The sequence below is a fragment of the Sinorhizobium sp. B11 genome, from assembly GCA_039725955.1.
Taxonomy (GTDB): domain Bacteria; phylum Pseudomonadota; class Alphaproteobacteria; order Rhizobiales; family Rhizobiaceae; genus Rhizobium.
Genome location: CP091034.1, coordinates 177,088 through 203,838, shown reverse-complemented (window position 1 = coordinate 203,838; position 26,751 = coordinate 177,088). Strand labels below are relative to the sequence as shown.

Annotated in this window: 22 protein-coding genes and 1 pseudogene; 13 read left to right on the top strand and 10 right to left on the bottom strand. The window is 59.6% G+C overall.

From position 1 onward, the window contains the following. Positions 1-479 precede the first annotated feature (479 nt). Positions 480-1,451, top strand: a complete 972-nt coding sequence (locus LVY75_10730; GenBank protein ID XAZ23714.1) for a hypothetical protein — start codon at positions 480-482, stop codon at positions 1,449-1,451. Here LVY75_10730 and LVY75_10725 read toward each other — a convergent pair. The 8 genes from LVY75_10725 to LVY75_10690 form a co-directional block, all read right to left on the bottom strand. Further along, positions 1,435-2,295 (bottom strand): Gfo/Idh/MocA family oxidoreductase, encoded by an 861-nt coding sequence (locus tag LVY75_10725; protein XAZ23713.1) that lies wholly within the window; start codon positions 2,293-2,295, stop codon positions 1,435-1,437. The two genes, LVY75_10730 and LVY75_10725, sit on opposite strands and share 17 nt — an antisense overlap. A gap of 6 nt (positions 2,296-2,301) precedes the next feature. Beyond that, complete coding sequence (locus LVY75_10720) at positions 2,302-3,387, bottom strand: NAD-dependent epimerase/dehydratase family protein (GenBank protein XAZ23712.1); 1,086 nt, start codon at positions 3,385-3,387, stop codon at positions 2,302-2,304. Between the two features lie 20 nt (positions 3,388-3,407). Beyond that, positions 3,408-4,562, bottom strand: coding sequence for a class I SAM-dependent methyltransferase (locus tag LVY75_10715; GenBank protein ID XAZ23711.1), 1,155 nt, complete (start codon positions 4,560-4,562; stop codon positions 3,408-3,410). A gap of 161 nt (positions 4,563-4,723) precedes the next feature. After that, positions 4,724-5,620 carry a hypothetical protein gene (locus LVY75_10710; GenBank protein XAZ23710.1) on the bottom strand — a complete coding sequence of 299 codons (897 nt, stop codon included), beginning with the start codon at positions 5,618-5,620 and terminating at the stop codon, positions 4,724-4,726. Between the two features lie 87 nt (positions 5,621-5,707). After that, positions 5,708-6,634 (bottom strand): GDP-L-fucose synthase, encoded by a 927-nt coding sequence (locus LVY75_10705; GenBank protein XAZ25688.1) that lies wholly within the window; start codon positions 6,632-6,634, stop codon positions 5,708-5,710. A gap of 81 nt (positions 6,635-6,715) precedes the next feature. Beyond that, complete coding sequence (locus LVY75_10700) at positions 6,716-7,909, bottom strand: DegT/DnrJ/EryC1/StrS family aminotransferase (GenBank protein XAZ23709.1); 1,194 nt, start codon at positions 7,907-7,909, stop codon at positions 6,716-6,718. Beyond that, the gene (locus tag LVY75_10695) at positions 7,909-8,688 is read right to left on the bottom strand and encodes a glycosyltransferase (protein ID XAZ23708.1); all 780 of its coding nucleotides are present in this window, start codon (positions 8,686-8,688) and stop codon (positions 7,909-7,911) included. Before LVY75_10695 ends, LVY75_10700 begins: the two co-directional genes overlap by 1 nt. After that, entirely contained in the window at positions 8,681-9,472 is a 792-nt protein-coding gene (locus LVY75_10690; GenBank protein ID XAZ23707.1) for an NAD(P)-dependent oxidoreductase, read from the bottom strand. Before LVY75_10690 ends, LVY75_10695 begins: the two co-directional genes overlap by 8 nt. On the opposite strand from LVY75_10690, the gene LVY75_10685 reads away from it, so the two are divergent. Further along, positions 9,471-10,580, top strand: a complete 1,110-nt coding sequence (locus LVY75_10685) for a glycosyltransferase family 2 protein (GenBank protein ID XAZ23706.1) — start codon at positions 9,471-9,473, stop codon at positions 10,578-10,580. The two genes, LVY75_10690 and LVY75_10685, sit on opposite strands and share 2 nt — an antisense overlap. Positions 10,581-10,687: 107 nt before the next feature. Here the strand turns inward: LVY75_10685 and LVY75_10680 are convergent, their stop codons facing one another. Both LVY75_10680 and LVY75_10675 read right to left on the bottom strand, forming a co-directional pair. Continuing rightward, positions 10,688-11,014 carry a hypothetical protein gene (locus LVY75_10680; protein ID XAZ25687.1) on the bottom strand — a complete coding sequence of 109 codons (327 nt, stop codon included), beginning with the start codon at positions 11,012-11,014 and terminating at the stop codon, positions 10,688-10,690. Positions 11,015-11,084: 70 nt separating this feature from the next. Then, on the bottom strand, positions 11,085-12,707 hold the full coding sequence (locus LVY75_10675; GenBank protein XAZ23705.1) for a GumC family protein: 1,623 nt from the start codon (positions 12,705-12,707) through the stop codon (positions 11,085-11,087). A 130-nt stretch (positions 12,708-12,837) separates the two neighbouring features. Here LVY75_10675 and LVY75_10670 point away from each other — a divergent pair, with 130 nt between their 5' ends. From LVY75_10670 to LVY75_10620, 11 genes and pseudogenes are all read left to right on the top strand, one after another. Further along, on the top strand, positions 12,838-13,893 hold the full coding sequence (locus LVY75_10670) for a glycoside hydrolase family 5 protein (protein XAZ23704.1): 1,056 nt from the start codon (positions 12,838-12,840) through the stop codon (positions 13,891-13,893). Between the two features lies 1 nt (position 13,894). Beyond that, positions 13,895-15,166: a hypothetical protein gene (locus tag LVY75_10665; protein ID XAZ23703.1), complete on the top strand. Its 1,272-nt coding sequence runs from the start codon at positions 13,895-13,897 to the stop codon at positions 15,164-15,166. Positions 15,167-15,219: 53 nt separating this feature from the next. After that, positions 15,220-16,237 (top strand): annotated as a pseudogene (locus tag LVY75_10660) (acyltransferase). 213 nt (positions 16,238-16,450) lie between these two features. Beyond that, positions 16,451-17,335: a formyltetrahydrofolate deformylase gene (gene purU / locus LVY75_10655; protein ID XAZ23702.1), complete on the top strand. Its 885-nt coding sequence runs from the start codon at positions 16,451-16,453 to the stop codon at positions 17,333-17,335. 111 nt (positions 17,336-17,446) lie between these two features. After that, positions 17,447-20,374, top strand: a complete 2,928-nt coding sequence (locus LVY75_10650) for an aminotransferase (GenBank protein ID XAZ23701.1) — start codon at positions 17,447-17,449, stop codon at positions 20,372-20,374. 522 nt (positions 20,375-20,896) lie between these two features. Further along, a complete protein-coding gene (locus LVY75_10645) occupies positions 20,897-21,091 on the top strand; it encodes a hypothetical protein (protein XAZ23700.1) in 195 nt (64 codons plus the stop codon). 137 nt (positions 21,092-21,228) lie between these two features. After that, positions 21,229-22,224 (top strand): P1 family peptidase, encoded by a 996-nt coding sequence (locus tag LVY75_10640; protein XAZ23699.1) that lies wholly within the window; start codon positions 21,229-21,231, stop codon positions 22,222-22,224. A 45-nt stretch (positions 22,225-22,269) separates the two neighbouring features. Beyond that, positions 22,270-23,184, top strand: coding sequence for a LysR family transcriptional regulator (locus tag LVY75_10635; protein ID XAZ23698.1), 915 nt, complete (start codon positions 22,270-22,272; stop codon positions 23,182-23,184). A gap of 157 nt (positions 23,185-23,341) precedes the next feature. After that, complete coding sequence (locus LVY75_10630) at positions 23,342-24,871, top strand: ABC transporter substrate-binding protein (GenBank protein ID XAZ23697.1); 1,530 nt, start codon at positions 23,342-23,344, stop codon at positions 24,869-24,871. A 39-nt stretch (positions 24,872-24,910) separates the two neighbouring features. Continuing rightward, on the top strand, positions 24,911-25,858 hold the full coding sequence (locus tag LVY75_10625; GenBank protein ID XAZ23696.1) for an ABC transporter permease: 948 nt from the start codon (positions 24,911-24,913) through the stop codon (positions 25,856-25,858). Then, the gene (locus LVY75_10620) at positions 25,858-26,721 is read left to right on the top strand and encodes an ABC transporter permease (GenBank protein ID XAZ25686.1); all 864 of its coding nucleotides are present in this window, start codon (positions 25,858-25,860) and stop codon (positions 26,719-26,721) included. The genes LVY75_10625 and LVY75_10620 overlap by 1 nt, the downstream gene beginning before the upstream one ends. Positions 26,722-26,751 lie beyond the last annotated feature (30 nt).

Here is a 26,751-nt window from a genome sequence, read left to right as displayed (position 1 = left end):
TGCCGATATGCCGCACTTTGATAGAACTATGCGCATCCAAGTTTACATCATCGCGTTTCTCCTCAGCGCCATCATGTGGGGCGTGACATTCGATGCTGCGAGGAACGCGTATCGCGCCGCACATACGGCTGGGTTGATGCCGAATCTGCATATTCAGCATAAGATCGACCGGATTCTCTAGGCTATTCGATCCCGTGGAGGCCTCTCCGCCCGGATCGCCGCCATGTCCCTCCAACTCATTGGCAAAAGAGCCGAAGCAGCACGCAAACGCCTTTTTCCTGCGTCACCTTCGGCGACCATTCGAAGCGTTCGAGGAATAGACTAACGTCAAACCGCAGACTTTTCAGGGGAGCGGGTCGAACCCACCCTCGGAGGGAAAAGCGTTCCCGCTGGCGGGACCAACTCACCGAAATTTTAGGAAAATTTAACCTTAAAACGTTAGAAATATTCCCAGATAGGCAAGAGCGAAACCACCTGACATGTCATCCGTAAACGAGCAGATTGAACAGTTGAATGTGCAGAAAGAACTCCGCCGAAAGGCCTTTTCTGAGAGCATGAAACTGCGCCGACAAACGCAGATCAGGTTGAGCGAGGGGATCTTCAGCAAGGCCGAGAAGACAGACCAGATCTCGTTGGTGAACCTCAAGGCCATCGAGCAGTTCGAGCCCGACACCATCTACATACTGAACAACAATGACATCGCTCAGATTGGGCAGAAGTATGTGGGCATGTTCGCCAACGAACCGCGTGCCCATGTCTGCATCTGGGATTTCGACAATCATCATGATGTCGCGATGTCCCTGAATTTTGCGATGCTGTCCGACTTTTACGTGCCGTGCCATCCGCACAATAATGAGACTTACGCGCAGGTGACCAAGGCGATGGGGCGCCCTGTAAGTGCAGCGGTCATCCAGTGGTCACGCGACTATCTGAGCGAACATCGCGATCGCCTCCTGGCCGCCACGCGTGATCCGGAACCCCTTGGACGACATATCCTCTATCCGCAATTCCCCGAGCGCAATGCGTTGCTCCAGACGCTGAACACGCATTTCAAACATGTCGGTCCGGCGGCGCGGACATATCATGACCGCACGGAGTTGGACCGGTTAGACGAATGGGCGGCGCATATGAGCCATTGGATCGTCCCGGTCCGTGGCGATCTGCCTATCCGTGTCTTTGATGCGCTGATCACCGGGGGCGTGCCGATCCTTCCAGCCAGCCTGAGGGATCTTCCCGCGCTGGCCGCTCTGCAGGAGCATCTGTTCTATTTCGAGCCGAGCGATGTGGCGGCCCCGCAGGCCATTGTCGAGGCGGCGAACGCACATTTCCGCAAGCAGGGCGAGGCCGGCGTACTCGCGCGTCACGAACTGGCCATGGCGACCAGCCACCTGGACGCGCGCGTTCAGGAAATCCTCGCGCAGATTTACGGATACCTCAATCCGGCCAATTGATCGCGACCGGGGCGCCGTCTGCTGCTGCCGAACGTTCGATGGCATCCAGGCTGCGAAGGACTTCCTCTGCCGCATCAAGTGGAGAGGGGTTGTAGCGCACGCCACGGATCAACTCGACAAAGACGCGCAGTTCGCGGGTTAGAGGCAGCTCTGGCTCATAGGTAAGGGCAACACTGTCGCCTTCGCGGATGAGCGTGACTTTCTGCGCGGCCTTGTCATCAAAGATGAGACGTCCCTTGGTGCCTGCGGCCGTGATCCGAAAGGCTGGATCAGGCGAAAGCCAGCTGGCCTCAAGGTCGAAAGGTCGCCCTTCGTAGGACAATTGTGCAGCCACGCGAAGCGGGCGCGCTCCGCCTTCAAGCGACCGGGCCGTCGCGCGCTCTGCCGGAGTGGCGAAGATCCGTGCTGCCAGCGATAGCGGGTGCGGCAACCAATCCCAGATCACGGACGTATCGTCGCGCGGTTTGCCATTGGCGCAGAGCGCAGTTGCCGATTGGATCGGGCCGATCTCCGGCAGGGCAGCACAAAAAGCCTCTGCAGCCGGGTTGAACCGGTGCAGGTGCCCTGCAAAGATGTGGCCGCCGGCTGCACCAGCCGCCGCCTTGAGGCGCAGGAAGTCCTCGAGGCATGTGGCCAGAGGTTTTTCAATAAAGCACGGCACCCCCGCCTCAACGAAGGGGAGCGCCGAGGACACGTGATCTTTGCTCCTGTTGGCGATGATGACGCCGTCAACAGAAGCGCCGGGGCCGTTCAGCGGCACCCAGCGCACTTCGGGCAGGCTGTCCAGAGTGGCGCCAATGATGCGCGCCCAGGCACCCCGCCCGATGAGGCCCAGTGTTACCACCTATTGTTATCCGGCCTTTTTGAGCGCCGCTTCCGGCTCGAAATCGATATAGTTCCGCTCATTGCGAGCCCAGTCGATGAAGCGCGCGAGACCATCTTCGACATCCACCTCGGAGGTATAACCAAAGGTTTCCCGCGCCTTGGTGATATCCGGGCAGCGACGGTTAGGTTCTCCCGCCGGATAGGTGTCCGGATAGTCGATGCGGGTGAAGGAGGCGCCCGGCAGCAGCTTGGGATACATCTCCGCCAGCTTGATCATCGAGATTTCGTTGTCCGGGTTGCCTATGTTGTAGGCCTCGCCGCACTTGCCCTCAAGCAGCGTCATCAGGAAGCCGTAGATGGCGTCGGTGATGTAGCAGAAGGTGCGCGTCTGCAGGCCGGTGCCGTGGACCGGGATCGTACGGCCATTGAGCGCCTGATAGGTGAACATCGGGATCACGCGGCGGTCGTTGTGACCCATGCCCGGACCAAAGACGTTGAACGGGCGCACGATCTTTGCCGGCACGCCGTGGTGCTCTTTGTAGATCGTGCAGAGCGTCTCGCCCAGGCGCTTGGATTCGTCGTAGCAGGCGCGCGGCCCAACGGTCGAAACGTTGCCGTGGTAATCTTCCTTGATCGGCACCGCGCGGGGGTCGGGATCGCCGTAGATCTCGGAGGAGCTGAAGAACAGGAAGCCCTCGAGGTTTTTGTTGCGTGAAGCCAGGTCCAAGAGGTTGCGGGTGCCATGCACCGCGCTCTCGATGGTCTCGAGCGGATAACGCATGTAGAAAACGGGCGATGCGATGCCCGCAGCCTGGATGATGAAGTCGATATCTTCGCGCACGGGCAGCGGATGGGTCACATCGGCCCAGACCTGCATGATGTTGGGATCGCGCACGATGCTTTCATCGAGGTTCTTGGTGCCGGTGATGTAGTTATCCACCGAGATGACCGAGCAGGGCTTGTCCAGCACGTCGTTATTCAGCTTCTGAAACACCTTGACGAAGTGCTTCCCAAGAAAACCCGCCCCCCCTGCCAGCAGGACAGTCTTCCCGGAAAACCGATGGGCATTAGCACCAAGCCGCTCGACAATACGTTGAATTTCTTTCGACATTTCTTTCCCCATTCCAGTGATCAGGAAGCTATGAGTTCAACAAGCGGAATTGGCATGTAGTAGTCATATGCATTGCTAGTCTTTTTCCGAATGTCGTCGATGTATTCGTAGGCGAAGACCAGCAGCACTTCGGGCTGATAGGTCTCAAGTTCAGAGGCAGACACAACCGGGATATGCGCGCCGGGCGAGGTGCGTCCCTGTTTCAGCGGGCTGTCATCGATCGTGAAAGGCAGCAGCTCTCTATCGATGCCACCAAAGTTTGTGATGGTCGAAAGCCGGGCAGGCGCGCCGTAGCCTGCCACCTTGACGCCCTCTTCCCGCCAGCGCTTCAAGCCAGCGACCAGCCTGTCGGTCAGATCGCGGCAGCGCTGGCCAAAATCTGTCAGTGCAGCAGTGTTCAGCACCTTCAGCTCGGTCGCAATCAGCTCCGCCAACTCCGGGGCCTCGGTGCCGGCCGCCTCGCGCATCAATGTGAACCGAAGGGAGCCGCCATGCTGGGCCACAGGCTCAAGCCCGGTGATCACCATGCCGTGCTTGCCGAACAGCTGCTTCATCGACGAGATCGAGTAGTAGAAGATCCGGTCGAGGTAGAATCGCTCGAACTGCACCTGGCTGATCATGTTGAGGATATACTCGACCTCGATCACCAGCTTGCCGTCTTTCGCCATCAGGATGTCGGCTGCGCGGATGAACTGATCCGGTGCGTCGAGATGCGTGAAGACGCTGCTGGCGACGATCACATCCGCCGGGCCGTGGCTGTCCAGCACTTGCCGTGCCGAGGTTTCCTCGAAGAAGGCGCAGAGCGTTTCCAGCTCCTCGTCATTGGCGAGCTTGGAGACATTGATCGAAGGTTCAACCCCCAGCGCCCGAACTCCGAGACCTTTGAGCGGACGCAGCAACACGCCATCGTTGGAGCCCACGTCGACGACGAATTTCGCTTCCTTCAGTTCCTCGGCGAGCGCCTCGAAATGGCGGACGAGGCCCCCATTGACCGAACTCAGGTAATAGTAATCCTCGAACATGAGGGATCGCGGGACCATCTCGCCAAGCTGAACATTCTTGCAGGTCTCGCAAAAGAACACCTCGAGCGGGAAGAATTTCTCTTCCTGAAAATCACTCGGTTTTGGGTATTTGTTCGCGAGGGGCTGGCGCCCCAAATCCAGAAATTTGTTCAAGATCTGTCCGTCGCACAGAGAACAACATTTCAACATTGGGAATCCTTACCGTTCGCTGCGCCATCGTGGGGAGCATGCGCATCCCGCTGCGTTCCGGCTGCCGCGTTCGAGCTCATCGACGCCAGGCCATCACGCCTTCCGATAGCTATGTTTCTAGAGATTTAAGCTTGTGGGAAGCTTTCGAGCACCCCATCCAACTCTCGCAATATTTGCGCCTCGCTCGGAACAAAGCGGGACAGAGATCCGCGCAGCCAGGAACGGTCATTGAGGTAGTTGGCCATGAAGCCCTGCTTGGTGATTGCGAAACTTGCCGGCGACAGAATGGCTTTCGCGGCAAGAAGGAAGCGATACAGGCCCATGAATACGTCCGTCCAATCCTTGGGGGTGCCGTCGGAGGTCGCATCCGCGGCAAAGTAATTCAAGGGATAGTCGAAGAACATCGCCCTATTCTTCTCGAGTGCCAGCAGGAAAGGCACGGCATAGAGATGCAGCGTGTCTCGGAAGGCAGCAAGCTTCCCGAGGCTTTCGATGATCAAGTTGCTCCGGTAGAGAAGGCCGACATGTCGGGGAACGTGGCCGAGGAAGTGCCGGCGAAACGTTTCCGGCTCGTCCATCAGCTTGGGATTGGTATAGAATGGCGGCGACAGCGTATATGTCAGCTCGGTCGCGAGCATGTCTGCCGATCTGTATTCGCAATGATTGAACAGAACGGCATCGTGCTCCTGCCTGGCAGCGAGTTCCAGCAGATCAAGCGGATTGACCTGACCGCAGCTGAAAACGTCGGCATCGCCTATGCTGAAGATGAAGTCGTAGTTGCGAGCATGATCGGCGTAAAAGTGAAACAGGTTGTCGTCGAAGCCTGACCCCTTGTTGGTTACATAGAGATCACAAAGCGGCTCGAGAATGTGTCTGGCGGCGTTGTCGGGATCGGAGTCGGCCACGACTGTCTCGAAGACGACGAGGCCGGTATATTTGCTTCGCAGATCGATGATCTGGGAAAGCAGACGCACCAGCTGGATATCGCGCCTGTACGTTGTTATCAGGAGGCATATTTTCATGATGTTAAAGCTTTCCCGAGTGTTGTCGTAGGCAACTCGACCGGTTCTTCTGGTCCAGGCGTGCATCAGTTCGCTGGTTCCGCGCTCTCAATTTTCGCGCCTATACAGGAAACTTTGATAGGTTTGCTCGAGACCGGTCGTCAGCGGACGGGCATTGTTCCAGCCGAGCTCGCGCAGACGGCGAAGATCGGCAAGTTTGCGCGGCGTCCCATCCGGCCTCGTGGTGTCGAAGGTGAGCGAACCATCGAAGCCAATCATCTTGCTCACGAGACGGGCAAGCTCGGCAATCGACAATTCCTCACCAGAGCCGATATTGATCGGCACCGGGCCGGAGTAATTGCGCAGCAGGAAGATCACAGCATCGGCAAGGTCATCCACATGCAGGAATTCCCGCAACGGCGTACCGCTGCCCCAGATCGTCAGGGATTCCGCACCGTTCACCTTGGCTTCGTGAGCCTTACGGATGAGGGCCGGCAGAACGTGGCTTGTCTCGAGGTCATAATTGTCGCCCGGCCCATAAAGATTGGTCGGCTGGGCCGATATGAAATCGCGTCCCTGCTCCTGACGATAGGCCTGGCAAAGCTTGATGCCGGCAATCTTGGCGATAGCGTACCACTCGTTGGTCTTTTCAAGCGGACCGGTGAGCAAGGATTCCTCGCGGATTGGCTGTTCGGCGTCGCGCGGGTAAATGCAGGTGGAACCGAGGAGAAGAAGCTTGCTCACGTCAGCACGAGCAGCCGCTTCGATGATATTCGCCTCGATCATCAGATTGTCGTAGAGAAAGGCAACCGGCGAGGCGCTGTTGGCGGCAATGCCGCCCACACGCGCAGCGGCGACGATGACGGCATCCGGCTTGTTGTCCTGCAGCCAGCGTCGCGTCGCGGCCTGATCGGTGAGATCGACCTCACTGCGAGGTGTTGTCAGTACCTCGCAGTTCAGCTGCGAGAGCACCCGGACCAGGGCCGAACCGACCATACCGCGATGGCCGGCGACCCAGATCCGTTTTCCCTCTATCTGAAAAGCCGGGTTCATCCGTTAGTCCTTGTCTCGCTGATGAACCGCGCTTTGAGCCGTATTCGTCATGTGTCTTCGCTCTTAGCAGGGGCGGGCAACAGAGGCGAAGGCGTCGGCCACACGCGCAATGTCCGCTTCATTCAGGTTGTGATGATTCGGCAGATAGATGCCGTAGTCGTGCACCTTATCGGCGTTCGGAAGGTCGAGCCGTGGATGGTCGCGGAGCCAGAAGGGATGGCGCGCGATGTTGCCGCAGATCAGCGGCCGGCATTCGATGTCGAGCGCGTTGATATGTTTGTAGGTTTCGAGCCGGTTCTCGATGAAGGTGCCGTAGGCGAAGGACGACAGAACCTCGGTATCTCCCGACTGGGAGAAGAAGTCCGGCAGCGCCTTGCGGTAAAGGTCGAAATTGATACGGCGGCGTTCGACGATCTGATCGAGCTTCCTGAGCTGCGACCGACCGAGGAATGCCTGGAGGTCGGTGGAGCGCAGGTTATAGCCGGCATGGTAGAAGGTGTAGAGGTTCTTGAACTCATCGACCCCGTTCTGTTCCGCCAGAGATTGGCGCAGCTCCGGCTTGAGATCGCGGCTCCAGCCGTGCGAGCGCAGGGAAAGCATAAGCTGGTGCAGATCGGGATCGTCGGTGACGACCATGCCGCCCTCGATCGTCGAGATGTGATGGCCATAATAGAAGGAGAAGCTGCCTGCCGTGCCGATCGTGCCGAGCTTGCGGCCCTTGTAGGTCGAGCCGAGCGCCTCGCAGGAATCTTCCAGCAGGATGACGTCGTAACGCTGGCAGATGTCCCTGACAGCATCCATGTCACCGGCATGGCCGAGAACGTGGACCAGGATCAGCAGCGCCGGCGGATCCGTGCGGCAAAGGTCTTCCAGATGGTTGAGATCGATACCCAGCGACTTCGAATCGCAATCGCAGAGACGCACATCGAAACCAAGCTGGAGCAGCGGCGAAACGGTGGTGACCCAACTGACGCCGGCGGCAATCGCCTTGTTATTGCGCAGGCGGCCCGCTTCCTTGAGCGCGGCGATCATCAGGAGGTTCGCCGAGGAGCCGGAGTTGACATAAACTGCGTGACGGCAGTTCATCCAGACAGCGAATTCCTGCTCGAAGGCGAGTGTCTGCTCAGCCTTGGTCAGGCGGTTGCCGGCGAGCATCCATTCGGAGAGCGCCTCGAGCTCACCCTGGTCGATGGTTTCCTCTGCGAGGCGGATTGGACGATCTTGAGTAACTAAGCGGATTGGACGCCCTACGGTCATTACGATGCCTCCCTGATACGCACAGCGCGCATCACTTTCATTTCGAGATAGTGGCGGGTAACTTCTGCGTAAGCGGCGCGCAGTCGCGCGGTCTTCTCGCCGGAAGCGAAGGCGTCGATGGTGATCGAACCCTCGTGGAAGCGGAAGAAGGCAAGCGGTTCACGCACGTAGCCGATCGCTGGATAGCGCAGCATTGAAAGCAGCGAGACGAAAGCATCCGGGCCGACGCCGCGATATTCGTTGATCTGAAGCGGCAATCGCCCGGGATAGAGCGCGTCGATCAGAATTTGCCGGCGATAGAGCGCTGCGCCAGGCGAGATCAGCGAGCCGAGAATCTGTCTCTCCAACGCATCGACCGGATAGGTGCCAGTCGCGGGCAACCAGTCCATAAACTGGCGAAGTTTGGTGGGCAGGCCTGGGCCATCCATAACGTCGGCGCCGGTAAAGGCGAAGCCGGTTTCCGGAGTGATGACGGCAAGGCACGCCTCGATGAAGGTCGGTGCGATCCAATCGTCGTCATATTGCAGGTGGACGAATTCTCCGGTGGCGTGGAGTGCGCCTTCAAGCCAGCAGAAATGCGGCCCGAAATCACGCTCACGGCGGATGTAGAGGATGCGGTCGCCATAAGCCTCGGCCACCTTCGGCGTATCGTCGGTCGACCCGTGATCGACGACGATAACCTCGCACGCCTTCGTTTGGTTCAGGGCGCTGTCGATGGCGACAGGCAACATCCCTGCCCTGTTAAAGGTCGGAATGACGATGGAAACAGTCTCAGACATCAAAGTCTCCTAATAATTGTCTAAGCCGTGAGATATCGGCGACGAGAGTGTCCGAGCCGCCGGTCGCCCTGATATCGAGGGGCTGGGAGCTGAAACCCTGAACGAAATCGCGGATGGTTGTGCCACGGCCGGAGCCGACATTGACCGGCCCCGTTGCGGAGGAAAGGGCGAGGCGCACGACAAGCTCTGCCGCATCCTCAGCCGGCAGAAAATCCCTGACGCTGTCACCGCCCGGAAGCATGAAGGGTCGGCTCAGGTCCTCTTCTGCCAGCCGACGCTCGATGGACGGCCGAAGGAACGAACCGGTTTGCGCTGGATCGTGAATCGAGAAAACACGTGCCGCACAGAAAGCGCGGCCGGATGCCTCGCAAATGTCGGCCGCAACGCTCTCGCCGACCCATTTTGTCCTTCCGTAGAAGGAAGGTGGCGCCTTTTCGGCGTCCTCAGCTATCGGCAGGTCCGACGGCGCATAGATATGGCTCGATGAGCAGTAGAGGAACGTTGCCGGGTGCGCCTCGAGCGCCGAGAGAAGATTGATCGTACCGCCGACATTCACGGCATAGGCACGGGCAGGGTCTGCCTTGACCGATGCCACCGGCACCAAAGCTGCCAGATGAACAACCTTATCGATCGGCTGAAGGGCAGAGATCGCCGCTCGCAACGCTTCGATATCCGTGAGGTCCGCCTTATTGGCGATCACATCGGCGCCTGGCGCAAATTGGGCGAAATGCCTGATAACATGCCTGCCCAGAATGCCGCCCGCCCCGGTTACCAGGACCCGCATGGACGCACCTCTCGATGAACTGCGCACCCTGCCGGGAGCCTTCGGCTGGCAGAGGTCAGGTCGCGCTTTTGCTGCATCCAATTTCCTTATTTCCCGCTGGGGCGCGTCCCTTCGCGACACAACGAACACGTTAAAAAGCCGACTTCAGATGACCGGGTGGCCGCCCCCAGGATTTCCAACCACGGCAATTGACGCGAATGCCCGGCTCATGCCATCTCCTTCATGGTTAACACCAATGCCGCCTCTGCCATGCGCGAACCTTGCGCGAAAGGAATTGCCTGAGATGCATTTTATTAAAGCAAGGACGCAGAGTGATCATGGGACCGCGCTGGTGACCGTGTTCTGCGCGGTATGGCACCGCCAGAACAACAAGCTGGACCTGCTGAAGTCGCACTACATCAACCTGCGCCAGCAAAGTGTTGACGTGCGCATCATCTATATTTTCGACAATGGTGATATGCCGCCCGAATGGCTGGACGCGGACTGTTACGTCTTTTCCCAACCGCTCTCGATCTATGAGGCCTGGTCGGCAGCGGTGGCATTGAGCAATTCATTGTTCGTGATGAACCTGAATATGGACGACCGCCTGGCCACAAATGCGGTCGAGCTCCTGGTCGGAGCGGCGTGCGCATCTTCTGCCGGAATGGTTGGAGGCGAGTGGCTGGTCTGCTTTGACAATTCCCATCTGGATGAGCCTTTCAAAGCGCCGATACTGACGGCATCCGAATTTGCGCCGGACTGGCCTCCGAGGCCACGTGAACGCCTGAGGCTTGGATCGGGCACTGGCGAGCGCGGCACTTTTGGTCCGGCTACGCTGTGGAGCCCGAAGATGGTCGGGAAATATTATCCGAGCTATTTTGGCGACGGATCCCCGATCAGATCCGTCGGCGATGCGCTGTTCTGGCATGTATTCCAGCAAAAGAATCTTAAAACCATTCGCCTGCCGCTGCTGATCGGGAAATATTTCTCTTCACCGTCCGATCAGGCGGAATTCCGGGCAAATCAGGACAATGAGCTGTATCAACGATACGGTCTGTCCAGTCTGTCGTTCGCCGACCGCATCGTTGGTGGCGAGGTACCGCAATTGGCATTTCGGCCCGCTGGCTAAGGTGTAGTGCTGCAGGAAGATTGCTCGCAATCGCCGTCAAGTCGCTGAACGATTATGACGTCGTCAGGATCTTCGGACACAATCGCAGCGCAGAAACCGCCCGGCTTTCAGCGCACCGGCTGGTAATGGCCGCGCAGCGGCACGCGGCTATCCATCGAAATCACGCCGTCGCGTTCGCAGACATACATCAGCGTCGGCATGCCGCCGGAGCGGAAGATCTCGTCGTAGCGGCGGCGAATCTGCACCGTTTCGGTGTGGCAGTCGTAGGATTCTTCCACCTTCTTGTCTGGCCGCGCCTTCACGCCCGGAAGATCCTTGTAGGGATAGAGCGGCTGCACGGCCTGCTTGCCGGAATTCTGCCAGTCTATGGCAGACGCGGGCGCAGCGGACGCGCCGGCAACAAGCGACAGCAGGACAATCGCAGCGAACCGCATCATAACCTCTCTCATGGGCACACTTCTTACGGTGCCCATATTCTGGATGTAGGAAGATTGGAGGCTGCCATCAAGCGGACGCGCGGACGGGCTTGCGGAAATAGCTTCTGATGGTCGGATGAGAAAAGAGGCCGGCGAGGATCGCAAAACCGGCGCCGACAGCAAAGCCTGCAAGCAAGCCACCGATCATGCCAGCGACCATGATGACTTTCTTGCTCGGCCCATCTGCCTTCACGGGAACTTCTGCGGGGGAGACGACGCGGATATTGCTCTGGCTGAGGTTCTGCTCTTCGCTGGTCTCGCCGGAACGCTTCAGAACTGATTCGTAGAGTTCGCGGGCGGCCGTCGCCTTGCGCTGCAGCTCGTTCAACTGCACCTGCTTGTCCGAGGTCGTGGCCTGCAGGGCTTTCTGTACCGCCAGCTCCTTGGCGATATCGTCCTCGGCCTTCTTCGCCTGTTCGTATTCTGCCCTTGCCGAAGTCGCGACGCGTTGGAGTTCGTCTTTGATTTCCGCTCCGATGCTACCCAGCGAAGAGCGCGCAGCCTGAAGGCGCGGATGGCGCGAACCCATCTGGCTCTGCAGACTGCCGACGACTGCGGCCTGGGCGGCGTATTGCTGCCGCAGGCTGACGAGCGGTGATGTACCCGTGGCGCCATCCGTCTGGCTGCCTGCGACGACATCTTCGACCCGCAGATTTGCAGCGGCATCGGCGCGGGCCTTAGCCTGAATAGTCTTTTCCTGGGCGGTAACGAGCAGCGTATTCAGGGACGAAAGACGCTGATCGGAAATCAGATTGCCCTCGGTCGCCGCCATGTCGTTGTCGGCGCGGAAGGTTTCGACCGCCTGCTCCGCTTCCTGCACTTTCCGGCGCAGATCGTCGAGGCGACCGTCGAGTGCTGACGAGGTAGTTTCGTAAAGACCGGTCGATGCGCTGCTTTCCTCCTGCATGAAGGAGGTGACGACCTGATTGGCGAGCTTTGCGGACTTTTCCGGGTCCCGCGTCGTTGCGGCGAGCGAGACGACGTAAGTATTGTTCTCGCGCGTGATCAGCAGAGCCTTCTGAAGAGTGCCGATGATGGCAGCACCGTCTGTCCTGCCACCGGTGAATTCCGGATCCTGATCGAGCTTCATAGCATCGGCTACGCGACGCAATACGTTGCCCGAGGTCAGCAGTTGAACCTGGCTGTCGATCAGCGTCGAAATCATTTCCGGCGACGGCGCTGCATTCTGTGAGCCGCTGTCGGCAAGACCGATCTGGCGTGGATCGAAATAGAGGGCGGCAACGGCGGTGAATTTCTGCGGGATACGAGGCGCGATCACCGCACCGGCAGCGGCACCGACGAGGCAAAGACCGGCAATAATCAGGCGCCGGCTCCAGATGGCGGCAACCGCAGATCTGATATCCAGCAAGGGTTCGGCGACAACAGATGTCTGCTCGACAACGGGTTCCGGCGTTGAAACGGTTTCGGGCACGACAGGAATATCGCCGCGGAGCGGCCCGGCAGGACGGCTTTCCGACGCTGCCGGCCGAACCGGAGGCGGAGCGGGCTCGGGAGGCGGTGGGGGCGGAACGAAATCTGTCGGCCGGATGATCGGGCTGCGCGCACGAGTGCCTTCAGGCGCAGGCTGAGACGACTCATAACTGCGCCAGGCAGGCAAGCGGCTCACCCTGTTCCCGTCATATTGTTTCATAACACCGCATCCGCCCGGCGAGAAAGCATGGCCAAGCAGGAGCGACTTTAGAAATTCTTAGCTAACGGACCGTTAAGATGCAGGCATCGAAGCCGACGTGGCGACCTGCCGCGACCCCGCGAGGATAGCCATGAGACGGAAAAGACTGCTGCACGGGCTGCTGGTTGCCGCCGTTACGGCCGTTTCGTCCATCGCTCATGCCACCGAGGCACCGCTTTGCTATTACGGGGTCAATCTCTCCGGCGGCGAATATGGCGAACGCGGTGGCGTCTACGGCACGAACTACACCTACCCGACCGAAGAAACGATCAGCTATTTCGCGAAGAAGGGCATGACGATCATCCGCCTGCCCTTCCGCTGGGAGCGGCTTCAGCCGAAGCTCGGTGCACGGCTTGACGATGATGAACTGCAGCGCTTGAAGGATACGGTCGCGCTGGTTCGCAAGCACAAGATGAGTGTGCTGCTCGATCCGCATAATTTCGGCTATTACGACAAGGATCAGATCGGCAAGCCGCCGGCGACGAACGCAGCCTTCGCCGATTTTTGGGCTCGGCTTTCCGTCGAATTTGCCAATCACGATGGCGTGCTCTTCGGGCTGATGAACGAGCCGCATGACATTCCCGCGGCCGATTGGCTGAAAGCCGCCAATGCTGCGATCCGCGGCATTCGGGCGGTAGGCGCACGCAATCTCATCCTCGTTCCCGGTACGGCCTGGAGCGGAGCTGCAAGCTGGGAAACCGATGTGATCGGCGGCGCGAACGGAACCGTCATGCTCGGCGTGCGTGATCCGCTCGATTTCTACGCCTATGAATTTCATCAGTATCTCGACGCGGATTCTTCGGGCACGCACGAGACCTGCGAGGGCGCAAAGGCCGCGACCGATGCCATCACCAACGTGACCAGTTGGCTAAAGAAGAACGGCAAACGCGGCTTCCTCGGTGAATTCGGCGCGTCTGCCAATGCAGATTGCCTCGATGGCCTGAAGACGATGCTCACCACCATGTCCGACAATAGCGATGCGTGGATCGGTTTCTCCTACTGGGCGGCTGGAGAATGGTGGCCGGCCACCGAACCGTTCAACGTACAGCCGCGTGACACGCCCGAGCGCCCGCAAATGCGTCTGCTTGAGCAGATGGTACCCAAACATGCGCCCGACTGCGCGGCGGTAAAGCCGGCGGAGAAGTGACATGGCAGCAGTCGGAGAGACAGGTACAAGATTCGAAACGGTTGCCGATGCAACCAGCCCGGCTTCGCGTCTCGATTATCCCGTTCTGATCCTCGGGCTGCTCTCGGTTCTCTATAACGGCATCCTGGCCTTCATAAATCACAACGTCATGCCGCTTTCGATGACGCATGTGGCGGCCAGCGAAGGCCTGATCATGGCAAGCGCAATCATCTACATCCTGCACAAGGGGATTTATGAGGAAGACCTTCCAGCCTTCCTGTTCATGCTCTTCACGCTGATCGTGACGATCTATGTCAGCGCGATCAACCGCATGGCCTTTATCGATCATCTCCGCAACGTCCTGATCATCTTCTGCTTCACGGGGCTTGGCGGCTGGTGCAACGAGCGGACGCTCAAACTGATCTTCCGGGTGGCCTGTTTCATGGTGCTGCTGTTCCTGATCTTCGAGATCATCAGCGTGCCCTTCTATGTCAGTATCGTGCATCCCTCGGACTATTTCGCAAACACGCGCGGGCTGAAGCCGCTCAGCTTCAACACGACCGGCCTGTTTCAGAATGCGCTCGGTTTTCCCGGCCGATTCTCCTTCGGCATCATCGACCACCGCTCCTCGTCGATCTTCCTGGAGCAGGTGTCGCTTGCCAATTTCTGCGGCGTGATCGCGGTCTACCTTATTTCGATGTGGGACCGGCTGACGCGGCTCGACCGGGCGCTCGCCATTGCGACAGCGCTGCTGATCCTGACGACCAACGATACCCGCACGATGCTCATCTTCTGCATCTGCTGTATCGGCGGTTATTTCGTCTTTCCGAAAATCCCCAAGGCCTTCAATCTGGCGCTGATGCCGCTCATCGTTTGCGCCGGCTTCCTCGTCTACACAAAGGACCCCAATGCGATCGGCGACAATTTCACCGGGCGCATCAATCTGACGATGAAGAAGCTGATGGATCTCGATCCGCTGGCGATCCTCGGGCTTTCGGTCGATAAAGTCGCCGAATTCGCCGACAGCGGCTACGTCTATCTCGTCTACGGCGCCACGGTCTTCGGAGTCATCGCCTTCTGGCTGTTCGTCTGTCTGTTTCCCGCGGGCACCAGCCCGGCGCAGAAGCGCTGCGCCCATTCACTTTCTCTTTTCATTTTTCTGAATATGATGATCGGGGGAACGGCAATCTTCTCGATGAAGATCGCCGGCCTTCTCTGGCTTGTCATCGGGTTCATGCGTTTCCGCGACACGCCACGCATCCGGCAGGATCGTCCGGCAAATGTATTGAGTTGACGAAGCGGCTGCCCGACGGGCGATCCGCAAAGCCTGTGGGAGCAAGACATCAGATGCTTGTCCAGCTGCAATATCTGCGTGCCATCGCGGCGCTGATGGTCGTTTTTTTTCCATGCCATTCTGCAGCTTGCCAAGGTCAATCCCGCCATCGACGCGACCTCGTTCATTTATGGCGAAACGGGTGTCGATATCTTCTTCGTGCTCAGCGGCTTCGTGATGTGGCTGACGACAAGCGGACGAAACATGACGCCGGCCGATTTCGCCCGCAAGCGCGCCAAGAGGATCGTGCCGCTCTACTGGCTGGCGACGCTATTTTCGGCGGCTGTCGCGCTTATCGCACCGTCGCTTCTCAAGTCTACCGCTTTCGATCTGCCGCATCTCATGGCCTCGATGCTGTTCCTGCCGTGGATCAATCCGGTCGACCCGACGATGATCGCTCCCGTCATCGTGCCCGGCTGGACGCTGAATTATGAGATGTTCTTCTATTTCGTCTTCGCGCTGCTATTGCCGATCCGCGAGGACTATCGGCTGCCTGCTCTGTTCGGCGCCTTTGCAACCATCCTGATCGTCTGCCATTTGCTGCCGGAAACGACCGCCACCAAATTCTACGGCCAACCCATCATCCTGGAATTCCTGGCCGGTGCGGCGCTCGGCTGGCTCTATGGCCAGAAGCTGCTGCTGCCGCAGCACTGGGCCTGGGTTTTGCTTGCCGTCGGCTTCGCCTTCCTCTTCATCAACGAGGATCTGGTGCGGCCCGAGGATCGTTATTATGCATGGGGCATACCGGCAGTCTTCATCGTCTATAGCGCTGTTTCGATCGATTTTTCGAAACTTCCCTTTGTCCGCTGGCTCAACTATCTCGGCGACGCCTCCTACGAGATCTACATCACGCATGCCTTCACACTGGCGTTTCTCCGGATCATCGCCAATCATTTCCCGATCGGCGTGCTTCAGCAGCCTGTCATCTTCGTGATCCTATGCCTCGTGCTCTCTTCCATCGTGGGAGCGATCATTCACGAAATCATCACCCCACGCAGAAAAGTCCGGATCGCCAGCCGGCCAGCCACCTGACCTCAAAATATCAGAAGGCGAGGACGGGATTTCGAACGGCGCAGGCAGAACGGAGTTCTGCGTGGCGTGTCATAAGCTTGCGGTCATGAAAGCAAATGCCACAGGCATGAAGGTTCGGCTTGCAATTTATTGCAGAAATGAAAGCTTGCCGGCCTGTTCGAGGCTGCGGCTTTGATCTAAGCACGGCCGGCGGCTGGAGAGAGGGAAGAGGACATGACGGACTATGTATTGACGGTAACCTGCAAGTCGACGCGCGGCGTCGTGGCGGCGATTTCGACCTACCTCGCCGAAAAGGGTTGCAACATCATCGATAGTTCGCAGTTCGACGACCTCGATACCGGCAAGTTCTTCATGCGCGTCAGCTTCATTTCGGAAGAGGGTGTGTCGCTTGCCGAGATCCGCGAAGGCTTCAAACCGATCTACGAGAAGTTCGGCATGGACGCGCAAGTACATGACGGGAGCGAGCGCCTGAAGGTGCTTCTGATGGTCTCCCGCTTCGGCCACTGTCTCAACGACCTGCTCTACCGCTGGAAGATCGGCGCGCTGCCGATCGATATCGTCGGCGTCGTCTCCAACCATTTCGAATACCAGAAGGTTGTGGTCAACCACGACATTCCCTTCCACCACATCAAGGTGACGAAGGAAAACAAGCCGCAGGCCGAAGCCCAGATCCTCGACATCGTCGAGCAGACGGGCACCGAACTCATCGTGCTTGCTCGCTACATGCAGGTTCTCTCCGATGCCATGTGCAAGAAGATGTCAGGCCGCATCATCAACATCCACCACTCCTTCTTGCCGAGCTTCAAGGGCGCCAACCCCTACAAGCAGGCCTATGAGCGCGGCGTAAAGCTGATCGGTGCCACGGCGCATTACGTGACGGCCGATCTCGACGAAGGCCCGATCATCGAGCAGGACACGGCCCGCATTACCCATGCACAAAGCGCCGAAGACTATGTCTCGATCGGCCGTGATGTCGAAAGCCAGGTACTGGCGCGCGCCATCCATGCGCATATCCACCGCCGCGTCTTCCTCAACGGCAACCGCACGATCGTCTTCCCGGCGAGTCCCGGAAGCTACGCCTCCGAACGCATGGGTTGAACCAAGGACCCCTCCTTCCAATCCTCGGCTGGCACAATCTTCCGTTGCTTGTCGGCAAGTGCTTGATTATCTGTTTCATTAGGTAATCGAATCATGCCGCGGAGGGGTGCCATGACCGACGAAGCGCTTCTTGACCGCATGGCGCTACCGCGCCCCGATGTTACCGCTTCCGAGGCCGCGGATATCCTCCTTACTCATTACGGGCTTTCCGGCACGCTGTCGGAGCTCGGCAGCCAGCAGGATCGCAATTACCGGCTCGACACGGAAGACGGCCGCTATGTGCTGAAGATCTGCCATGCCGCCTACGAGACCCAGGAGCTCGAAGCGCAGAATGCGGCGCTTCGTCATCTGCGCGCCAAGGCGGATGCGCCACGTGTTCCAAACGTGATGGCTTCCACCGAGGGCCACGAGATCGTCCCCGTCAGTGTGCGAGAGCAGGATTACCAGGTCCGGCTGCTCGAATTTCTCGAAGGAGATGGCCTGACGCACCGCGCCTATCTGGCGCCGGCCTCGGTCGCTGCCCTCGGCGCGCTCTGCGCGAGATTGGCGGCAGCACTTGCCGATTTCACCCATCCGGGACTGGACCGCAGCCTGCAATGGGATTTGCGCCGCGCCGGACCCGTGGCCGTGCAGTTGTTGTCCTCCATTAGCGACAGCGCCGCTCGTGACAGGATCGCGAAGACGATGGTCATGGCCGTGCGCCGCATCCAGCCACTTGCTCCGTCGCTGCGGCTTCAGGCGGTTCATCATGACGTGACGGATGACAATGTCGTCAGCCGTCCCGATGCGCATGGGCGGCCTGTTCCCGATGGTGTGATCGACTTCGGCGACATCATTCGCGGCTGGCTGGTCGGCGACCTTGCCGTGACCTGTGCCTCTCTGCTGCATCAGGCAGATGGCGATCCCTTTCACATCCTGCCGGCGGTGAAGGCCTATCACGAGATTTACCCGTTGATCGAGGAAGAGCTGAAGGCACTCTGGCCGCTCATCGTGGCCCGCGCCGTCATCCTCGTCGCCAGCAGCGAACAGCAGATCTCGATCGATCCCGACAATGATTATGTCAGAGGAAATCTGGAGGGCGAACGGCACATCTTCGATACGGCAATGTCCGTGCCGTTCGAACTGATGGAAGCGGCCATCCTGAAAACAGCCGGTCTTCATATTGCCGATGTCGATACGGCAGACTGGCAGCCGCTCCTGCCAGAGATCGATCCCGCGTCGATTGCCTATGTCGATCTCGGCGTGCAGAGCCCGCATTTTTCCGACGGCAACTGGCTGGCGGCCGACATGGACTGGCGTCTGCTTGCGCGCGCAGCGGCGGAATCGGGAACCGCGGCAACCCGCTACGGTGAATATCGCCTGTCCCGCGCCGGCCTGCACCATGCAAAAGCCCAGGCAACCTATGCGCTACATATGGATGTCTGCCTCGCAGCCAGCAGCGTCGTTGCTGCACCCTTTGCCGGTCGGATCACCTGGTACGACCAGCATCTCGTCCTCACCGGCGGGGACATGAAACTACACATCGATGGCATCGACCTTTCCGTCGAGGATGGAAGCGAGATCGCCGCTGGTCAAACACTCGGTACGGTCTCCGGCGAGACGTCTTCGCTCGGCGGATTGCGCCTGCAGCTTTGCAGCATCGCTGGCTTCGAACCGCCACTCTTTGCCACGCCGGAACAAGCCGAAGCGTGGTCCGCGCTCTGCCCCTCGCCTTCAGTGCTGATTGGTCCGGGCGCCGATGCGCCAAAACCTGAAACATCGGCTCTTCTCGAACTGCGGCGGGCGCATTTCGCCAGTCCGCAGAAGAATTATTATGCGCATCCGCCACGGATCGAGCGCGGCTGGAAGGAGCATCTCTTCGATATCGAGGGACGCGCCTATCTCGACATGGTCAACAATGTCACGATCCTCGGCCATGGTCATCCACGCATGGCGGAAGCGATCAGCCAGCAATGGCTGATGCTGAACACCAACTCACGCTTCCACTATGCCGCAGTCGCGGAATTCTCCGAGAGCCTCGCATCGCTGGCGCCCGACGGGATGGATGCCGTGTTCCTCGTCAATAGCGGTTCGGAAGCCAATGATCTGGCGCTGCGGCTTGCCTGGGCGCATAGCGGCCAACGCAACATGCTATGCCTGCTGGAAGGTTACCATGGCTGGTCGGTGGCGAGCGACGCAGTCTCCACCTCCATCGCAGACAATCCGCAAGCGCTGACGACAAGGCCGGACTGGGTTCATGCCGTCGTTTCGCCCAATACCTATCGCGGCCAGTTCCGCGGGCCGGAGTCGACTGTGGATTATCTCGGCACCGTGACGCCTGTGCTGGAGGCTATCGATGCCAAGGGCGAGGGACTGGCCGGCTTCATTGCCGAATCCGTATACGGCAATGCCGGTGGCATACCCCTGCCCGACGGCTATCTGACGGAAATCTATCGGCAGGTGCGCGAGCGCGGCGGGCTCTGCATCGCCGACGAGGTGCAGGTGGGCTATGGACGGCTCGGCCATTATTTCTGGGGTTTCGAGCAGCAGGGCGTCGTGCCCGATATCATCACCATCGCCAAGGGCATGGGCGACGGCCATCCGCTCGGCGCCGTCATCACGACGAAGGAGATTGCCGCTTCGCTGGAAAAGGAAGGCTATTTCTTCTCTTCGTCCGGCGGAAGCCCGGTCAGTTGCGTTGCCGGCATGACCGTTCTCGACGTTATGGCCGAGGAGCGATTGCAGGACAATGCCCGTGAGGTAGGCGACCATCTGAAGGCACGGCTGGCGGCACTGATCGACAGTTACCCGATCGTGGGCGCAGTGCATGGCATGGGCCTCTATCTCGGCCTCGAATTCGTGCGCGACAGAGTGACGCTGGAGCCGGCGACCGAGGAGACGGCGGCGATCTGCGACCGGCTTCTGGAACTCGGCGTCATCATGCAGCCGACGGGCGATCACCTGAATGTGTTGAAGATCAAGCCGCCGCTCTGCCTGACCGAAGGAAGCGCCGATTTCTTCGCAAACATGCTGGAAAAGGTGCTTGCAGAAGGCTGGTAGGCGGGAGGTTCGGCCGTTAACCAATTCGGTCTTTTCGAGGCTTTCCGATTTTTGACCAGATGTCCCATTGCCGGAATCAGACAGACTTCCTATCTCTGCCTCGGCGATGACGAGAGACCCTCGAACCGTCACACGGGTTGCACGAAAGCGTGATAGAATTCTTTCTAGAAACCGGGATGTGATGGAATGAAATTTTTCGGATCGTCGATATTTTGACACGTTTCGGAATATGTTTCTTATAGGCTATCGGCTATTTTCTACTAAGTTTGTAGACTATAAAGATGGCTTCAACGGGTCCCGGGCTCTTCCGGGATCATGCAAGTGCAACGCCAACATAAGGATCGAGACATGATTGATATCGAAATTCTCGCACGAGTCCTTGGGCGATCTGTGCTTGGCAATGACCGTCCGGGCGCGCTCTCCCGCCCGAACTGTCGAATGTGACGATCGTCCCCCTTTCAACGGTACCAGACAAGTCAATTCGCCATAGCCTGCGCATCCGCGCGGCAGGAGTTCTATGTAATGAAAAAAGAAGTTATCGAATATGCAGGCATCCCTGTTGGGATCGTCATTCCGGATGAAGACCGGCTGAAATTCATCGCCGTCAAATTCCATGTCCATGACCTCGACGAGCAGCATTTCAGCTCGCCCGCCGAGGTGAAGCTGGCCATTCACGATCTGATGACCCGCCGCCACCCGAAGCCCCTTCATGCCTGACGCAGAACGCGGCTTTAATACTATCAGAGGATTTCCGACCGGCCCGGCAAAACGGGCCGGTCTTGTTTTTGCCCATCTTGTTTTTTGAGGGCATTTGACTTCCTATCGGCGCGCTTCCCTCAAGACAGGAGCCGCGCTTGTCCGATCTTCTCAATCTCCTCACCGATATCGAAGGCGTCTCCGTCGGTCACGCAACCGACCTGCCGCTTGGCTCCGGTGTCACGACTATCATTTTCGATGAGCCGGCAGTTGCCTCCGGCAGCGTGCTTGGCGGCGCACCAGGCGGGCGCGATACGGCGCTGCTCGATCCCTCCATGGTCGTCGATGCCGTCGACGCCTTCGTACTGTCGGGCGGATCGGCCTTCGGTCTCGATGCGGCGGGCGGCGTGCAGGCGGCATTGCGCGAGATGGGGCGCGGATTCCAAGTCGGCCCGGTTCGTATCCCGATCGTACCGCAGGCGATCCTGATGGATCTGCTGAATGGCGGCGACAAGGGTTGGGGCATACATTCGCCTTACCGCGAAATGGGCTATGAGGCCGCGAGGGCCGCACGCAAGGGTGCGTTTGATCTCGGCACGGTTGGAGCCGGCACGGGTGCAACGACTGCTACCTTCAAGGGCGGCCTTGGCTCGGCAAGTGCAGTCAGCAGCACCGGGCATCGCATCGCGGCAATCGTTGCCGTCAACGCTGTGGGCACGGCGACTATCGGCGAAGGCCCGCATTTCTGGGCGGCCCCATTCGAGCAGAATAATGAATTCGGCGGGCTCGGCATGCCCACGGAAATCGATCATCGATTGCGGCTCAAGAGCGTGAAAACGACAGCCACGACGATCGGCGCGGTTGTCACCGACGCGTCGCTCATCAAGGCGGAAGCGCACCGGCTTTCCATTGCCGCCCATGACGGACTGGCCCGCGCGGTCCTGCCAGCCCACCTGCCACTCGACGGCGACACGATTTTTGCAGCCTCCACCGGCAAACAGAAGCGCAACGACATGGCAAGCCTGATGGAATTGTGCCATCTGGCGGGGATCGTGATGGCGCGGGCGATTGCGCGCGGGGTCTACGAAGCAACGGCGCTTCCGGTGCCGAGCGCGCTGCCTGCATGGCGCGACCGCTATGCGGCCGGACATTGATTACCTAGACTACGAAAACTGAGCCTGACGGCGGAGAACAGGTAAATGCAGATTCGGGCGCTGATGTATTTTGACGAGCTGGTGCGAACCAACTCCATGCGTCAGGCGGCCGAAAACCTGAATGTCGCCCCGACGGCCATCAGCCGGCAGATCGAGAACCTCGAATATCATTTCGGTGCGCCGCTGGTGGAACGCAGCGCGCGTGGCGTGAAGCTGACGGCGGCGGGCGAGCTGCTGGCGGCCCGTGCGGGTCGGACGCTGCGCGAGCTCGACCATGTGCAGCAGCTGATCGAAGACCTGAAGGGGCTACAGCGCGGGCGCGTCAACATTTACGCGAACGGCGCGACCGTTGCCAATCTGCTTGCGCCGGCGCTGGCAGAATTCAGCCTGAAATATCCCAAGCTGCGTTTTGCCGTGACGATCACCAGCGCACGGGCCGCAGTCGAAGCGGTCAACAGCGCCGAGGCCGATATTGCGGTGACCCTGTTTGCGCCGCCAATGTCGGGTACCAAGGTGCGGCTGCGTTCGGAGATCACTTACGATCTTATCACAGCGCCAAACCACCCGGCAGCATCACGCCAGGATATTCCGCTCAAGGAGCTCGCCGACTACGCTCTGGCACTGCCCGATCAATCCTTTGGTTTCCGCCAAGCTTTCGACGCGCTCTTCGAGAAGGAAGGGCTGAGCCTCGATCCGGTGTTCGTGACGAGTTCGCTGGAGATGCTGAAGGAGCTGGTTCTGAGCGGCGCAGCCGTGACGCTGCTGCCGGCACTGACCGTTCGCCGCGAGATCGAGGCCGGCCAGCTTTCAGCCATTCCGCTTGCCGGCAAGACCGGCATTCGCACTCATGTGGATCTCTGTGTGGCGCCTGACCGGCAGCTTTCCTTTGCTGCAACGAAACTTCTCGATTTCATCGAACGCTTCATGCGTGAGCGGTCGAACAGCAAGGGCGGTCAATAAAGAGTAAGGCCCGCGGGCTTGCATCAGATCAGAAATTACTGTGTAGCTTTTTCGGCTACACTGAGCACACAAAATCGTCATTGTGTGTGCACCCTCGTAGTGCCACTCTACTCGCAAAAGGGATCTGCCAAGCAGCGGAGCCAGACAGGGGAACAGGATGATCAAGGTTTCGCTCGCGCCGTCAGCGCGTCTCATGCGGCGTCTTTCCATGGGTGTCGCGCTTTCAGCCGGCATCATGATGCTGGCGCTGACACCCGCCGAAGCCGCCAAAACAACGCTCAATCTCGGCATGAGCGTCGAGCCTGCTGGACTCGACCCGACGATTGCCGCACCTGTCGCCATCGGCCAGGTGACCTGGCAAAACATCTTCGAAGGGCTGGTCAGCATCGACGAGACCGGCAAGGTGCAGCCGCAACTCGCCAAAAGCTGGGACATTTCCCCCGATGGCCTGACCTATACGTTCAAGCTGCAGACCAGTGTCAAATTCCACGATGGCGAGGCCTTCGATTCCACCGCCGCCAAATTCGCCCTCGACCGCGCCCGCGGCAAGGATTCGGTCAATCCGCAGAAGCGCTTCTTCGCCTCGATCGCCTCCATCGAAACGCCCGATGCCGAGACGCTGGTGCTGCATCTTTCCAGCCCGACCGGCAGCCTGATCTACTGGCTCGGCTGGCCGGCCTCGATCATGGTCGGTCCGAAGTCTGCGGCCGACGACAAGACCACGCCTGTCGGCACCGGGCCGTTCAAATTCTCCACCTGGGCCAAGGGCGACCACGTGGAACTCATCAAGAATGCCGACTACTGGAACAAGGATGGCGCGGCCAAGCTCGAGAAGGTGACCTTCCGCTTCATCAACGATCCTCAGGCACAGGCAGCAGCACTGAAATCCGGCGATCTCGACGCCTTTCCGGAATTTGCCGCACCGGAGCTGATGAGCTCCTTCGATGGCGACGCGCGTCTTGCGACCAAGGTCGGCAATACCGAGCTCAAGGTCGTTGCCGGCATGAACAATGCGCGCAAGCCGTTCGACGACAAGCGCGTACGCCAGGCGCTGATGATGGCGATCGACCGCCAGACTGTCATCGATGGTGCCTGGTCCGGTCTCGGTACGGCGATCGGCAGTCACTATACGCCGAACGATCCGGGCTATCAGGATATGACCGGCGTACTGCCCTATAATGTCGAGAAGGCGAAGGCGCTGCTAACCGAGGCCGGCTATCCCAACGGCTTCACTTTCACGATCAAATCGCCGCAGATGGCCTACGCCCCGCGCAGCGCACAGGTCATGCAGGCGATGTTGGCCGAGATCGGTGTGACTGTTAATATCGAGCCCACCGAATTTCCGGCGAAATGGGTGAAGGATGTCATGACCAGCCGTGACTACGACATGACCATCGTCGCCCATGCCGAACCGATGGACATCGATATCTATTCGCGCGATCCCTATTACTTCAATTACAAGAATCCGGCCTTCAATGACCTGATGAAGAAGGTGCAGGAGACGGCCGATCCATCGGAACAGGCCAAGATCTATGGCGAAGCCCAGAAGATCCTCGCCGAGGACGTGCCGGCGCTCTATCTCTTCGTCATGCCCAAGCTCGGTGTCTGGGACAAGAAGCTGAAGGGCCTGTGGGAGAACGAGCCGATCCCCTCCAACGTTCTCAGCAATGTTTCCTGGGACGAATAAACTGCTGATGCGGGCGGCGGACAGGGTGATGAAGACGATATGATCGCACTGCTTTCCCGCCGCCTCGCCGGTCTAGCCATCACCCTTCTCGTCGTGTCCCTGGTGATCTTCGCCGTCATGGACCTTCTGCCCGGCGATCCCGCGTCGATCATGCTCGGCACGTCGGCCAGTCCCGAAACACTGGCGGCACTGCGCCACGAACTCGGCCTCGACCAGCCACTGCTCATTCGCTATGGCCAATGGCTCGCCGGCGTCTTCTCCGGCAATCTCGGGCAATCCTATACCTATGGCGTACCTGTCGCCGGGCTGATCGTCGAGCGGCTGGCGGTGACGCTGCCGCTTGCGATGATTGCCATCGTCCTCTCAGTGGTGATCGCATTGCCGCTCGGCGTGCTGGCGGCGGCGCGACGTGGCGGGATCGTCGATGCGATCGCCACCGTCTTCTCGCAGATCAGCATCGCCGTGCCGGCCTTCTGGGTGGCGCTGCTGCTTATCATCCTGTTTTCCACCACGCTCGGTCTGATGCCGGCAGGTGGTTTTCCCGGGTGGGATGCCGGACTTCTGCCGGCATTGCAGGCCTTATTGATGCCCGCTGTCGCACTCGCCCTGCCGCAAGCCGGCGTGCTGACCCGCGTGGCGCGCTCCGCCGTGCTCGACACCATGCACGAGGATTTCGCGCGCACTGCCGTCGCCAAGGGGCTGTCGCGCAGCACGGTGCTGTGGCGGCACGTCGTGCCGAATGCGCTGGTGCCGATCCTGACCATTCTCGGGCTGCAATTCACTTTTCTCGTTGCCGGCGCAGTTCTGGTCGAAAACGTCTTCAATCTGCCGGGTCTCGGACGGCTTGCCTTACAAGCCTTGTCGCAGCGCGACATCATCGTGATGCAGGATGTCGTGCTGTTCTTCGCGGGCCTCGTCATCGTCATGAATTTCATCGTCGATCTCTCCTACCTGGCGATCGACCCGCGCATGCGAAAGGCGGCATGATGGCTCCCATCGTCTCCTCCGCCATCTTTCCACGGCGCCGAAGCTTCCGGCTTAGCCGGCGAAAGAACCTCATCACCGGAACCATCGTCATCGGGCTCCTGGCTGCCATTGCCCTGCTGTCGCTCTTCTGGACGCCGCTGCCGCCGGCCAAGATGCAGATCATTCACAAGCTGCAGCCGCCGCTTGCCTTCGGCCTGCTCGGCACGGACCAGTTCGGCCGTGACGTAGTTTCCATGCTGATGGTCGGGTGCTGGAATTCGCTGTCGGTCGCCGTCAGCGCGGTCGCCATCGGCGGCACACTCGGTTCCATTGCGGGGATTTCTGCGGCTGCCATCCGCGGCCCCTACGAGGCGCTTTTGATGCGCGCCTGTGACGTCATCTTCGCACTGCCGCCCATCCTGTCCGCTATGCTCCTCGGTGCCTTCCTCGGGCCGGGACGCTTTACAGCGATCACGGCCATTGCCGTCTTCATGGTGCCGGTCTTTGCGCGCGTAACGCTCGCGACCTCGCTGCAGGCCTGGAACCGCGACTATGTGCTGGCGGCGCAGGCGATCGGCAATAGCCGTTTCACGATCTCGGTGCGGCACGTGCTGCCGAACATCATGAGCCAGATCATCGTGCATGCGGCGATCCAGCTCGGTCTCGCGATTCTGACGGAGGCCGGCCTTTCCTTCCTCGGCCTCGGCATGGCGCCGCCGGCGCCGACCTGGGGACGCATGCTGGCAGACGCCCAGACCTTCCTTTCGCTTGCTCCGTGGCTGGCCATCCTGCCCGGCCTTGCCATCGCGCTCACCGTCTTCGGCTTCAACATGCTGGGTGATGGGTTGCGCGATCTGCTCGACCCGCGCGAAGCGAGCCGCTGATGTCCTCCCGAGACGAACCGCCCGAAAGAC

What these genes read in the sequence shown, in the direction of transcription:
- LVY75_10730 (XAZ23714.1), top strand. Translation starts at nt 480, where the DNA reads ATGTCATCCGTAAACGAGCAGATTGAACAGTTGAATGTGCAGAAAGAA.
- LVY75_10720 (XAZ23712.1), bottom strand. Translation starts at nt 3,387, where the DNA reads ATGTCGAAAGAAATTCAACGTATTGTCGAGCGGCTTGGTGCTAATGCC.
- LVY75_10710 (XAZ23710.1), bottom strand. Translation starts at nt 5,620, where the DNA reads ATGAAAATATGCCTCCTGATAACAACGTACAGGCGCGATATCCAGCTG.
- LVY75_10700 (XAZ23709.1), bottom strand. Translation starts at nt 7,909, where the DNA reads ATGACCGTAGGGCGTCCAATCCGCTTAGTTACTCAAGATCGTCCAATC.
- LVY75_10695 (XAZ23708.1), bottom strand. Translation starts at nt 8,688, where the DNA reads ATGTCTGAGACTGTTTCCATCGTCATTCCGACCTTTAACAGGGCAGGG.
- LVY75_10685 (XAZ23706.1), top strand. Translation starts at nt 9,471, where the DNA reads ATGGACGCACCTCTCGATGAACTGCGCACCCTGCCGGGAGCCTTCGGC.
- LVY75_10690 (XAZ23707.1), bottom strand. Translation starts at nt 9,472, where the DNA reads ATGCGGGTCCTGGTAACCGGGGCGGGCGGCATTCTGGGCAGGCATGTT.
- LVY75_10680 (XAZ25687.1), bottom strand. Translation starts at nt 11,014, where the DNA reads ATGCGGTTCGCTGCGATTGTCCTGCTGTCGCTTGTTGCCGGCGCGTCC.
- LVY75_10675 (XAZ23705.1), bottom strand. Translation starts at nt 12,707, where the DNA reads ATGAAACAATATGACGGGAACAGGGTGAGCCGCTTGCCTGCCTGGCGC.
- LVY75_10670 (XAZ23704.1), top strand. Translation starts at nt 12,838, where the DNA reads ATGAGACGGAAAAGACTGCTGCACGGGCTGCTGGTTGCCGCCGTTACG.
- LVY75_10665 (XAZ23703.1), top strand. Translation starts at nt 13,895, where the DNA reads ATGGCAGCAGTCGGAGAGACAGGTACAAGATTCGAAACGGTTGCCGAT.
- purU (XAZ23702.1), top strand. Translation starts at nt 16,451, where the DNA reads ATGACGGACTATGTATTGACGGTAACCTGCAAGTCGACGCGCGGCGTC.
- LVY75_10650 (XAZ23701.1), top strand. Translation starts at nt 17,447, where the DNA reads ATGACCGACGAAGCGCTTCTTGACCGCATGGCGCTACCGCGCCCCGAT.
- LVY75_10645 (XAZ23700.1), top strand. Translation starts at nt 20,897, where the DNA reads ATGAAAAAAGAAGTTATCGAATATGCAGGCATCCCTGTTGGGATCGTC.
- LVY75_10635 (XAZ23698.1), top strand. Translation starts at nt 22,270, where the DNA reads ATGCAGATTCGGGCGCTGATGTATTTTGACGAGCTGGTGCGAACCAAC.
- LVY75_10630 (XAZ23697.1), top strand. Translation starts at nt 23,342, where the DNA reads ATGATCAAGGTTTCGCTCGCGCCGTCAGCGCGTCTCATGCGGCGTCTT.
- LVY75_10625 (XAZ23696.1), top strand. Translation starts at nt 24,911, where the DNA reads ATGATCGCACTGCTTTCCCGCCGCCTCGCCGGTCTAGCCATCACCCTT.
- LVY75_10620 (XAZ25686.1), top strand. Translation starts at nt 25,858, where the DNA reads ATGGCTCCCATCGTCTCCTCCGCCATCTTTCCACGGCGCCGAAGCTTC.